Origin of the sequence: Pseudomonas sp. FH1, assembly GCF_000510895.2 — a bacterium.
Taxonomy (GTDB): domain Bacteria; phylum Pseudomonadota; class Gammaproteobacteria; order Pseudomonadales; family Pseudomonadaceae; genus Aquipseudomonas; species Aquipseudomonas azotoformans_A.
This window is the reverse complement of record NZ_AOHM01000020.1, coordinates 69,612-81,258: the sequence shown is the minus strand read 5'-3', so window position 1 is coordinate 81,258 and position 11,647 is coordinate 69,612. Positions and strand designations below refer to the sequence as shown.

Annotated in this window: 10 protein-coding genes; 4 read left to right on the top strand and 6 right to left on the bottom strand. The window is 59.6% G+C overall.

Translation table 11 applies throughout. The features are described from left to right. Positions 1-125: 125 nt before the first annotated feature. The gene (locus H096_RS07655; RefSeq protein WP_033897538.1) at positions 126-560 is read left to right on the top strand and encodes a hypothetical protein; all 435 of its coding nucleotides are present in this window, start codon (positions 126-128) and stop codon (positions 558-560) included. Positions 561-636: 76 nt separating this feature from the next. Here H096_RS07655 and H096_RS07650 read toward each other — a convergent pair whose 3' ends face one another. After that, positions 637-1,044: a flagellar basal body-associated protein FliL gene (locus tag H096_RS07650; RefSeq protein WP_016978962.1), complete on the bottom strand. Its 408-nt coding sequence runs from the start codon at positions 1,042-1,044 to the stop codon at positions 637-639. Positions 1,045-1,194: 150 nt separating this feature from the next. Here H096_RS07650 and H096_RS07645 point away from each other — a divergent pair, with 150 nt between their 5' ends. Beyond that, positions 1,195-2,172 (top strand): NADPH:quinone oxidoreductase family protein, encoded by a 978-nt coding sequence (locus H096_RS07645; protein ID WP_033897537.1) that lies wholly within the window; start codon positions 1,195-1,197, stop codon positions 2,170-2,172. A gap of 191 nt (positions 2,173-2,363) precedes the next feature. Continuing rightward, positions 2,364-3,701, top strand: a complete 1,338-nt coding sequence (gene glpT / locus H096_RS07640) for a glycerol-3-phosphate transporter (RefSeq protein WP_033897536.1) — start codon at positions 2,364-2,366, stop codon at positions 3,699-3,701. On the opposite strand, the gene H096_RS07635 is transcribed toward glpT, so the two are convergent. Then, complete coding sequence (locus tag H096_RS07635) at positions 3,698-4,351, bottom strand: gamma-glutamylcyclotransferase (protein WP_033897535.1); 654 nt, start codon at positions 4,349-4,351, stop codon at positions 3,698-3,700. The two genes, glpT and H096_RS07635, sit on opposite strands and share 4 nt — an antisense overlap. 27 nt (positions 4,352-4,378) lie before the next feature. Continuing rightward, complete coding sequence (locus H096_RS07630; RefSeq protein ID WP_033897534.1) at positions 4,379-6,766, bottom strand: TonB-dependent receptor; 2,388 nt, start codon at positions 6,764-6,766, stop codon at positions 4,379-4,381. A 327-nt stretch (positions 6,767-7,093) separates the two neighbouring features. Here H096_RS07630 and H096_RS07625 point away from each other — a divergent pair, with 327 nt between their 5' ends. Beyond that, positions 7,094-7,576, top strand: coding sequence for a hypothetical protein (locus H096_RS07625; protein ID WP_033897533.1), 483 nt, complete (start codon positions 7,094-7,096; stop codon positions 7,574-7,576). Here H096_RS07625 and H096_RS07620 read toward each other — a convergent pair. The 3 genes from H096_RS07620 to rho form a co-directional block, all read right to left on the bottom strand. Next, the gene (locus H096_RS07620) at positions 7,573-8,541 is read right to left on the bottom strand and encodes a CDP-6-deoxy-delta-3,4-glucoseen reductase (RefSeq protein ID WP_033897532.1); all 969 of its coding nucleotides are present in this window, start codon (positions 8,539-8,541) and stop codon (positions 7,573-7,575) included. The two genes, H096_RS07625 and H096_RS07620, sit on opposite strands and share 4 nt — an antisense overlap. After that, the gene (gene ubiD / locus H096_RS07615) at positions 8,541-10,007 is read right to left on the bottom strand and encodes a 4-hydroxy-3-polyprenylbenzoate decarboxylase (protein WP_033897531.1); all 1,467 of its coding nucleotides are present in this window, start codon (positions 10,005-10,007) and stop codon (positions 8,541-8,543) included. Before ubiD ends, H096_RS07620 begins: the two co-directional genes overlap by 1 nt. 157 nt (positions 10,008-10,164) lie before the next feature. Beyond that, a complete protein-coding gene (gene rho / locus H096_RS07610; RefSeq protein ID WP_016973082.1) occupies positions 10,165-11,424 on the bottom strand; it encodes a transcription termination factor Rho in 1,260 nt (419 codons plus the stop codon). Between the last annotated feature and the right edge of the window lie 223 nt (positions 11,425-11,647).

Sequence of the window (11,647 nt, the reverse complement as noted above, 5' to 3'; positions counted from 1 at the left end):
AAAACACTCAACATTCGAAATAAATATAAACAACTGTCATTTATGACAGTTGGAATCCCCTACTACGAATGATTAATTAGCCAGGAAAACCCGCCTAATTCCATTGATATAGGGGAACACCACAAATGGCGACTTCATCAGATAAAAAGAGCAAGGTCGAAGCCCCCCCTTCAAAAACTCAAGTAGTACATGTGAACGTGGACTCGCTATCCGGCACCCATGAGGTCGATCTCTCCAAGGACGGCTTCAGGGGGTGGTTGAGACTCCATTACAAATTTGTTGGCAACGAATTTACTCTATCCACCACTCAATACAAAATTGACAAGGGCGACAACCATGGAGGAAACAAAGCAAATTACAATGTAACGCTGCTACTGGGCGGCACACTTTCTATCGATAATGCCATGCAAAACAATACATGGCACACATGGGCCAGCTCCGTATCCAAGCTTAGTCATGGCACTGAAGTCGTAAACGTCGAAATCATATTTGACAAGGATGCCCAAAGAGATCCCCGAGTGAATAAAGGCTATTTATTCAGTCGCTCGACCACAGAATAGTTTTTTCAACACGTCCTCTTACTGACTACACACTGTCGTAGGCCGCGCGGAGTAAAGGGCACACCGCGCGGCGCTCTTATTGGATGATTAGGTTGTTGAACAACAAATCTTCCACCACCGGCTTGCCGGTCTCGTCATTCATCACTTGCTGGGTTTGCTTCAGGGCCTCCTGACGCAGTTTTTCCTTGCCTTCAACGGTACTCATGGCCTCGTTGGTCTGCTGGGTGAACAACGCCACCAGTTGGTTGCGGATCAGCGCGTCGTTGGCTTTGACGGCAGCAGCCGCTTCGGGGCCGGTCACGCGCAGGGCGATGTCGGCCTTGAACACCTTGAGTTTCGCCGTGCCATCCAGCCCGTAGTTGCCCACGAACGGCGGGCTCAGACTGATATAGCTGACCTTCGGCGCCTCGCCTTCTTTGGCTTCTTCGGCCTGGGCTGCCATGGGCAACGTCAGGGCCAGCATCAACAGGATCCACGCTTTCACAGTTCATTCCTCACATTCGGTTGCCGGGTAGCATAACGCTAGCAAGGCAGAGCACAAGCTTATAGCGGCTTATCAGGCCGGGGCATGCTCGTTGACCCACGGGCGTACCCTCCTACACTTATCGGCCACGACGCCAAAAGGAATAGTCCGATGAAAGCTGTGCTGTGCAAAGCCTTCGGCCCCGCCGAAACCCTGGTGCTGGAAGAGATCGCCAGCCCGGCGATCAAGAAGAACGAAATCCTGCTGGACGTGCATGCCGCCGGGGTCAACTTCCCGGACACGCTGATCATCGAGGGCAAGTACCAGTTCAAGCCACCTTTCCCGTTTTCGCCGGGTGGCGAGGCAGCGGGCGTGATCAGTGAAGTCGGGGAAAAGGTCAGCCACCTCAAAGTCGGTGACCGGGTGATGGCGCTGACCGGCTGGGGCAGCTTTGCCGAGCAGGTCGCGGTGCCCGCCTACAACGTGCTGCCGATTCCGCCGAGCATGGACTTCAACACCGCCGCCGCCTTCAGCATGACCTACGGCACGTCCATGCACGCGCTGAAACAACGCGCCCACCTGCAACCCGGCGAAACCCTGCTGGTGCTCGGCGCCTCCGGTGGCGTGGGCCTGGCCGCCGTGGAAATCGGCAAGGCCATGGGCGCGCGGGTGATCGCCGCCGCCAGCAGCGCCGACAAACTCGCCGTGGCCAAGGCCGCGGGCGCCGATGAGCTGATCAACTACAGCGAAGCCAGCCTGAAAGACGAGATCAAGCGCCTCACCGACGGCAACGGCGCCGACGTGATCTACGACCCGGTGGGTGGCGATCTGTTTGACCAAGCCATCCGCGCCATCGCCTGGAACGGCCGCCTGCTGGTGGTGGGTTTTGCCAGTGGGCGCATTCCGGAGCTGCCGGTGAACCTGGCGCTGCTCAAGGGTGCGGCGGTGGTCGGGGTGTTCTGGGGTTCGTTTGCCCAGCGCCAGCCGCAGGACAATGCGGCGAACTTCCAGCAGTTGTTCAGTTGGTATGGCGAAGGAAAGCTAAAACCGTTGGTGTCGCAGGTGTACCCGCTGGAGCAGGCCGCCCAGGCGATCAATGACCTGGGGCAGCGCAAGGCTGTTGGTAAAGTGGTCGTCCAAACCCGCTGAGCCGTCGTTGGGGCTGCTCGCCAGCCCCACACTGATAAAACGACCACCACTTATCTATTCGCGACATGTTCGTAAGAGAACATGCAATTGCTCTCATTTCCTGTGTTTGCAGATAAGAGGCGATGCTATTTTCGGTAACGAAACTGTAACATTCGCATCCGCAGTCAAAACAAGAAATTTGGAGCTCTTGAATGTTTGCTTTCTTTCGTCCTGCCGCTCATCAGGCGCCCCTGCCTGAAGAAAAAATAGACAGTACCTACCGACGCCTGCGCTGGCAGATCTTCGCCGGTATTTTCTTCGGTTATGCCGGTTACTACCTGCTGCGCAAAAACTTCTCCCTGGCCATGCCCTACTTGATCGACGAGGGTTACACCCGTGGCGAACTGGGCCTGGCGATGTCGGCCATCGCGATTGCCTACGGCCTGTCCAAGTTCCTTATGGGCCTGGTGTCCGACCGCTCCAACCCGCGCTACTTCCTGCCCTTCGGCCTGCTGGTTTCCGCCGGGGTGATGTTCATTTTCGGTTTCGCACCTTGGGCGACGTCCAGCGTGACCATGATGTTCATTTTGCTGTTCATCAACGGCTGGGCCCAAGGCATGGGCTGGCCGCCGAGTGGACGCACCATGGTGCACTGGTGGTCGCAGAAAGAACGCGGCGGCGTGGTGTCCGTGTGGAACGTGGCGCATAACGTCGGCGGCGGCCTGATCGGCCCGCTGTTCCTGCTGGGTATGGCCTGGTTCAACGACTGGCATGCAGCCTTCTACGTACCGGCCACCGTGGCCCTGGCCGTGGCGGCATTTGCCTTCATCACCATGCGCGACACCCCGCAATCGGTCGGCCTGCCGCCGATCGAGAAGTACAAGAACGACTACCCGGAAGGCTACGACGCCAGCCACGAAGACGAATTCAGCGCCAAGGAAATCTTCGTCAAGTACGTGCTGCGCAACAAAATGCTGTGGTATATCGCCTTCGCCAACGTGTTCGTCTACCTGCTGCGCTACGGCGTGCTGGACTGGGCGCCGACCTACTTGAAAGAAGCCAAGCACTTCACCGTGGATAAATCCTCGTGGGCGTACTTCTTCTATGAGTGGGCCGGTATTCCGGGCACGCTGCTGTGCGGCTGGATGTCGGACAAGATCTTCCGTGGCAACCGTGGCCTGACCGGCATTGTGTTCATGGCATTGGTGACCGTGGCGACCCTGGTGTACTGGCTCAACCCGCCGGGTAACCCGATGATCGACATGATCGCGCTGTTCTCCATCGGCTTCCTGATCTACGGCCCGGTGATGCTGATCGGCCTGCAGGCGCTGGAACTGGCACCGAAGAAAGCCGCCGGCACCGCTGCGGGTTTCACCGGTCTGTTCGGTTACCTGGGTGGTTCGGTGGCGGCGAGTGCGGCCATGGGCTACACCGTGGACCATTTCGGCTGGGACGGTGGTTTCGTACTGCTGATTGGCGCATGTATCTTGGCCATCGCCTTCCTGATCCCAACGCTGTGGCACACCAACAGCGTCAGCTCGGCGCGTTAAGCGCCTGAGCAACCCTTTGCACAACGCTTGAGCCGCGCCTCCAGGTTCTTATCTGGCATGGCGTGGCTACGCAGGGCGTTGACGGTCTGCTCGACATAATCGCGAGTGGTGCCGTAACGCCCGCAAGCGCTCTGCAACACGTGGTTCAGCACGATGTCGGGCAGGTTACCGGCGTAGCTGGGCAAGTGCCGCTCCAAGACAAATCCCAACGCCTGCACCGCGCTGCCATCTTCGAGACGGCAACTGAGCCAATGCGGCCGGTAGGAGGGATAAGGCATTTCGCGCTGCCACAAGGCATAGAGCGAGGCCTCCAGCTGATCTTCCGGCAAGCGGTAGGCAAACCCGCTGCAGGAACCGCCGCGATCCAGCCCAAAGACCAACCCTGGAATTTCCGGTGTGCCCCGGTGCTCGTGGGACCACAGGTACAGGCCCCGGTGATAACCGTGGACCCGTGCCCGCATCCGCTCGGTGGACGAACACTCAGGGCGCCAGATCAGCGAACCGTACGCAAACAGCCAGACCGGCCCACCCTTATGCCGGGCCATGGTGGCCTGCATCGAGCTCATCAATTGTTCGTGAGTGAGTTGCGGCCCAAGATCGAGCCGCGGAGGGTAAGCCAATTGCAGAAGATCGGTTTCAATGGCGGTCATGGCGAATAGCGGGACGCCTCCTGTGTGTTACCAGTTGTAAGCAACTTTACCGTAATAAAACGCGCCGCTGTAACCGTACGGCGAAAAAGTGCTGTAGGCGAGGTTGCCGCCGCTGCTGGCGAAGGCATTGACCTTTTCCGGGTATTTATCGGTTACGTTGTCGCCGCCGAGGGTGAAGGTCCAGTTCTTCAGCTTGTAGTCCGCCGACAAATCCAGCACCCAGGCCGCCTTGAAGGTCTGGTCGTTGGCCTTGTCGGCCTGGTAGCTGGTGAATTCACCATAGCGCACCAGGTTGCTGTGCAGCGCCCAATTGCCGAAGGTGAAGTCGTTACCCAGGCTCAGCTTGTGTTCCGGGGTGGTATCGCCCAGCAAACCGCTTTTCTCACGACGATCCACCCGCACCAGGTTGGCGCCCAGGCTGTCGAGGATGGCCGGGTTGGGCTTCACATCCGTGACCTTGGTGTGGTTGTAGTTGTAGCCCACGGTGCTGTTCCAACGGATGCCGTTATCGAACTGGTAGCGGTAGTTGGCTACCAGATCGACGCCGTCGGTGCTGGTGTCGGTGGCGTTGGTGAAGTAGCGGGCGGTGGTGTAGTTGATGTTGCCCACGCCATTGGCGCGCAGATAAGCCTGGGTGGCCGGGTCCAGGTTGAGGTTCGACGACAGGCTGATACGGTCACGAATATCGATGCGGTATACGTCCACCGTCACGGTCAGGTCATCGGCGGGCTCCAACACCAGGCCAAGGCTGTAGTTACGTGACTTCTCGGCCTTCAGGTCCTCCGCGCCCAGCAGGCGTGCGACCTGGCTGGAGGCCGGGAAAGTACCGGCCTCGCGGATGTCGCTGCCGATCAACTGCGATGAGGTGAACGCAAAGTTCTGCTGAGCCAGGGACGGCGCGCGGAAACCGTTGGAAATGCTGCCGCGCAGGGCCACTTGTGGAGTGAAGTCGTAGCGGGCCGACAACGAGCCGCTGACGTTGGAACCGAAGTCACTGTAATCCTCATGCCGTACGGCAGCCGAGGCGCTGAGTTTTTCGGTGAAGTTGGTTTCCAGGTCCAGGTACTGCGCCCAGTTGTGGCGCGAACTGCTGCCGGCGTCGGCATCACGGAAACCGCCGAGGCCCGAACTGCCGGTCTGGTAGTAGGACGCTGGCTCACCTGCTTCAATCTCATAACCCTGGCGCAGGTATTCGCCACCAAAGGCCACGGAAACCGGATACGGCAGGAAGCCCACGTCGAATTCACGGGACAGGTCCAGGCTGACTTGCTTCTGGTCGTTGCTCAGGGTGCCATTGTCGAACTTGCGCGGCGTGGCCAAGCCCAGGGATGTGTTGATGGTTTCGGTGCTCAACTCGTACTGGTTCTTGCCGTAGTTGGCCGACAGGTCGTAATGCCAGTCATAGGCCAACAGCCCGCGCAGGCCCACCACCAACGACGTGTCTTCCAGGTTGCCCTTGATCAACGGCAGGTAGCCATTGGGATTGAGCGCCGGAATATTGTTGGACGCATTGCTCGCCCGGTAGAACGCCGCCGTCTCGCCGCGCCGCTTGCTGTAGCCGCCGAAGGTGTAGAACTCGGCCGCATCATTGAAGGAATATTCCGAGTTGAACTGGAATTTGCCTTCATTGGTGGCCGGCTCGCCCTGGCGAAACACCTGCTGGCCGTAGGTCGTGGAGCCTACGCTGGCTGAGCGGAAATCCTTGCCGGCGCGGTTGGTGTAATCGTTGTCGGCGCCTTCGGCCGAGAGGTTGATAAAGCCGTTATCACCCAATGCCACGCCGGTGTTGCCACTCAGATTGCGCTGGATGCCGTCGCCCTTCTTGTACTCGCCGAACTTGGAGGAGATCGAGCCGCCATGGTCGGCGTGCTTGAGGATCACGTTGATCACCCCGGCAATCGCGTCCGAGCCGTAGCGCGCGGAGGCGCCGTCGCGCAGCACTTCGATATGGTCGACCGCCGACAGCGGAATCGCATTCAAATCCGCCGGCGCCGAGCCGCGGCCCACCGCCCCACCCAAGTTGACGAAAGCACTGGTGTGGCGGCGCTTGCCATTGACCAGCACCAACACCTGATCCGGCGACAGCCCGCGCAACTGCGCAGGGCGCACCAGTTCGGCGCCGTCCACCAGGCTTGGGCGCGGGAAGTTGATCGATGGTATCAGCCGCGCCAACACCGCCCCCAGCTCATCGGAACCGGTGCTGCGCAGGGTGTCGCCGGAAATCACATCGATCGGCGACAGCGACGCACTGGCCGTGCGCTCTTGGGCGCGGGTGCCGGTGACGATCACGGTGTCGAGCTTGGGCACATCGGTGGCGGACGTTTCGGCCGCGAAGACTGGATTGAAACCCACGGCGGTCAGCAAATTGGCCGACAAAATCGCCGAGTACAGCGCGTGTTGCTTGTAGCTCCCCATACCGCTCCCCTTGAATCAAAAACCAGAACGTCGTGCTCTGAGTTCATACGATCGATCCGGCTGGCGGGCGGTGGCGGTCAGTTGTTGGTGGTTGTGATTGAGTCGGTAGTCCGTTGCGATATAGCTTAAGGATATTTATGTAACAAATTAAATACCTTTAAAGCATAAGCGAATGCATAAGCAAAATGGCCCATTCGTCAGGATCGCAGGGGCCAATCCCGCTACTTTCAGCCCCGGTTCAGCCTGAAAACGTGCCAAGCCGTCAAAATAGGACACAGATCACGACCCACCTAGCCGCCCATCAAACCGACTACCGAGGTCGCACCCATGAAAAAATTCCGACTGCCTGGCCTGCTGCTCCTGGCCCAGGCCACCACCGCGTTGGCGGGCGAAGCGCCGGCCACTGAAGACGACAAGGGCTTCTGGTACGCGCAGACCAGCGTCTACACCCGGCACTTCGCACCCGATCCCGAGCACAACAACAACCAGGACCTGATCGGCCTGGAGCGCAATGAAGCCTCAGGTTTTGTGTATGGTGGGGCGACGTTTCGCAACTCGTTTCGGCAGCGTTCGTACTACGCGTATGCGGGCAAGCGCTACGACATGGCCGACTATCCGGTGTATTTGAAGCTGACAGGCGGGGCGATCCAGGGTTATCGCGGCAAGTACCGCGACAAGATCCCGTTGAACCGTTTCGGCGTGGCGCCGGTGATCATTCCGTCGGTGGGCGCGCATTACGGACCGGTGGCGGCGGAAGTGGTGCTGCTGGGGTTCAATGCGGCGATGGTCACCACTGGCGTACGCTTTTAGGGGCGTGGCGCGTAGGCAAACACATCGGCACGCATTTGGTGTGCATCCATTCCGGCCTCGACCAGCGCATCCAGCGTGCCGTAGATCATGGCCGGTGAACCGCTGGCGTAGACGTGCACAGCCTTGAGATCGGTGATGTCTTCGCACACCGCTTCATGCAACAGCCCGCAGCGCCCTTCCCAGCCGCACAGGTCACTGACGACTTTGTGCAGGAACAGGTTGGGCAGTTGCAGCCACTGGTCCCAATGCTCAATCTCGTAGAAATCTTCCGGACGGCGCACGCCCCAGTACAGGTGCACCGGGTGTTTGAAGCCGGAAGCACGGCAGTGTTCAATCAGGCTGTGCATCTGCGCCATGCCGGTACCGGCAGCGATCAACACCAGCGGCCCATCCGGCAGCTCGGCCAGGTGGGTATCACCAAAAGGCAGCTCGACGCGCGCCATCTGGTTGCGTTGCAGCTGCTCAAGCAAGGTGCGCGCGCTGTCCTCGCGGGCCAGCACATGCAGCTCCAGCTCGCGCCCGGCGTGGGGCGCGGAGGCCAGGGAAAACGCCGACTTCTCGCCGTTCTCACGCTCGATCATCAGGTATTGCCCGGCGTGGTAACGCACCGCCTTGCCGGCCGGCGCACGCAGGCGCACGCGCCACACATCGCCACCCACCTCGACGCATTCACTCAATTGGCACGACAACTTGCGCAACGGCAACTCTCCCGGCGCCAGCACGCCATCCCACAACACAATGCAATCTTCCAGCGGCTCGGCGATACAGGTGTAGAACTCGCCGTGATCACGCACTTCACCGGCCTGCTGAACCCGGCCTTCCACCAACAGCGCGGCGCACACATGGCACACGCCGTTGCGACAGGCCTGGGGGCATTCGTAGCCCAGGCGGCGCGCGCCTTCGAGGATTCGCTCGCCGGGGACCAGCTCCAGCACGGCGCCAGAAGGTTGCAGGGTTACACGCATCAATCTATTCCCAATTCTTTCCAGATCGCATCGACACGGGCGGTGACGGCTTCATCCTTGACGATCACCCGGCCCCACTCGCGGGCGGTTTCACCCGGCCACTTGTGAGTGGCGTCCAGGCCCATCTTTGAACCCAGGCCTGAAACCGGCGAGGCGAAGTCGAGGTAGTCGATCGGTGTGTTGTCGATCATCACCGTGTCGCGCTTGGGGTCCATGCGCGTGGTGATGGCCCAGATCACGTCGTTCCAGTCCCGGGCGTTGATGTCGTCGTCGGTGACAATAACGAACTTGGTGTACATGAACTGTCGCAAAAACGACCACACACCCAGCATTACCCGCTTGGCATGGCCTGGGTACGACTTCTTCATGGTCACGATGGCCATGCGGTACGAGCAGCCTTCAGGCGGTAGGTAGAAGTCAGTGATCTCCGGGAATTGCTTCTGCAGGATCGGCACAAACACTTCGTTGAGCGCCACGCCCAGAATGGCCGGCTCATCCGGCGGACGGCCGGTGTAGGTACTGTGATAAATCGGCTTGATGCGATGGGTGATGCGCTCGACGGTGAACACCGGGAAGCTATCGACTTCGTTGTAGTAGCCGGTGTGGTCGCCGTAAGGGCCTTCATCGGCCATTTCACCCGGATGAATCACGCCTTCGAGGATGATTTCAGCCGTGGCCGGCACTTGCAGGTCGTTGCCACGGCACTTCACCAGTTCGGTGCGATTACCGCGCAACAGGCCGGCGAAGGCGTATTCGGAAAGGCTGTCGGGCACCGGGGTCACGGCGCCGAGGATGGTGGCCGGGTCGGCACCCAGGGCCACGGAAACCGGGAACGGCTTGCCGGGGTGTTTTTCGCACCACTCGCGGAAGTCCAACGCGCCGCCACGGTGGCTCAGCCAACGCATGATCACCTTGTTACGGCCGATCACTTGCTGGCGGTAGATACCGAGGTTCTGGCGGTCTTTGTTCGGGCCCTTGGTGACGGTCAGGCCCCAGGTGATCAGCGGACCGACGTCGCCTGGCCAGCAGGTTTGCACCGGCAGCATGGCCAGGTCGACATCGTCGCCTTCGATGACCACTTCCTGGCACACCGCGTCCTTGACCACTTTGGGGGCCATGGCAATGATCTTGCGGAAGATCGGCAGCTTCGACCAGGCATCCTTCAGTCCCTTGGGCGGCTCGGGCTCCTTTAGGAAGGCCAGCAACTTGCCGATCTCGCGCAATTCGCTGACCGACTCGGCGCCCATGCCAAAGGCCACGCGCTCGGGCGTACCGAACAGGTTGCCGAGCACCGGGATATCAAAGCCGGTCGGGTTTTCGAACAGCAACGCCGGGCCCTTGTTGCGCAGGGTACGGTCGCAAATCTCAGTCATTTCCAGCACCGGGGAAATCGGCATCTGGATACGTTTCAACTCTCCGCGCTGCTCAAGTTGCTGCACGAAATCCCGAAGATCCTTGAATTTCATTAACCATGCCACCCGTAAAATAGGCGTACATCCTACCTGCTATGGCGGCCGCTGGCAGCTTATCGCGGTGCATTTGGGTACAGAGAATGCTTAAAAAACCGGCACAAAAAAAATGGCGCCCCTGAGGGCGCCATTCTTTCGGACCTGAAGCGTCGTATTACTTACGTTTCATCGACAAGAAGAACTCGTCGTTGGTCTTGGTGGTTTTCAGCTTGTCGACCAGGAACTCGATGGCAGCGACTTCGTCCATCGGGTGCAGCAGCTTGCGCAGGATCCACATGCGCTGCAGTTCGTCGTCGGCGGTCAGCAACTCTTCACGGCGGGTGCCGGAACGGTTGATGTTGATCGCCGGGAACACGCGTTTTTCCGCGATGCGACGGTCCAGGGGCAGTTCCATGTTGCCAGTACCCTTGAACTCTTCGTAGATCACTTCGTCCATCTTCGAACCGGTTTCAACCAGTGCGGTGGCGATAATGGTCAGCGAGCCGCCTTCTTCGATGTTCCGCGCAGCACCGAAGAAACGCTTCGGTTTCTCCAGGGCGTGGGCATCGACACCACCGGTCAATACCTTGCCGGAGCTCGGGATCACGGTGTTGTAGGCACGGGCCAAACGGGTGATGGAGTCGAGCAGGATCACCACGTCCTTCTTGTGTTCGACCAGGCGCTTGGCCTTCTCGATCACCATTTCGGCAACCTGCACGTGGCGGGTTGGCGGCTCATCGAACGTGGAGGCAACCACTTCGCCGCGCACGGTGCGCTGCATTTCGGTCACTTCTTCCGGACGCTCATCGATCAACAGCACGATCAGGTGAACCTCAGGATTGTTACGCGCGATGTTCGCTGCAATGTTCTGCAGCATGATGGTCTTACCGGCTTTCGGCGGTGCGACGATCAGGCCACGCTGGCCTTTGCCGATCGGGGCGCACAGGTCGATCACACGACCGGTCAAGTCTTCGGTGGAACCGTTACCGGCTTCCATCTTCATGCGCACGGTCGGGAACAGCGGCGTCAGGTTCTCGAAGAGAATCTTGTTTTTCGCGTTCTCGGGACGATCGAAGTTGATCGTGTCGACCTTGAGCAGGGCGAAATAACGCTCGCCTTCCTTCGGAGGGCGGATCTTGCCAACGATGGTGTCACCGGTGCGCAAGTTGAAGCGACGGATCTGGCTCGGCGAGACGTAGATATCGTCTGGGCCGGCAAGATAGGAGGCGTCAGCAGAGCGGAGGAAGCCGAAGCCGTCCTGGAGAATCTCCAGCACGCCATCACCGGAGATTTCCTCGCCGCTTTTCGCGTGCTTTTTCAGCAGGGAGAAAATCACGTCCTGCTTGCGCGAACGGGCCATATTTTCTATGCCCATTTCTTCGGCCAGCTGGAGCAGGTCGGTAATCGGCTTTTGCTTGAGTTCAGTCAGATTCATATAGGAATGACGTAATCATTTATGGAGGGGGGAAATTAAGCTTTTGGCTTAATGAGGCCGCGCCGCGGAGAAGGCGACAGGATCGCGTACTAATCGAAAAGGAGTGCGTCGGCGACGGCATGCAGGGGGCAGTGGAGAAACCAGTGCGGGGCCGAATGTACCACCTGAGTTTCGGAGCGTCTAGCCCTGTTTCACGAAAAAGCCCCGCTAATTTGCGGGGCTT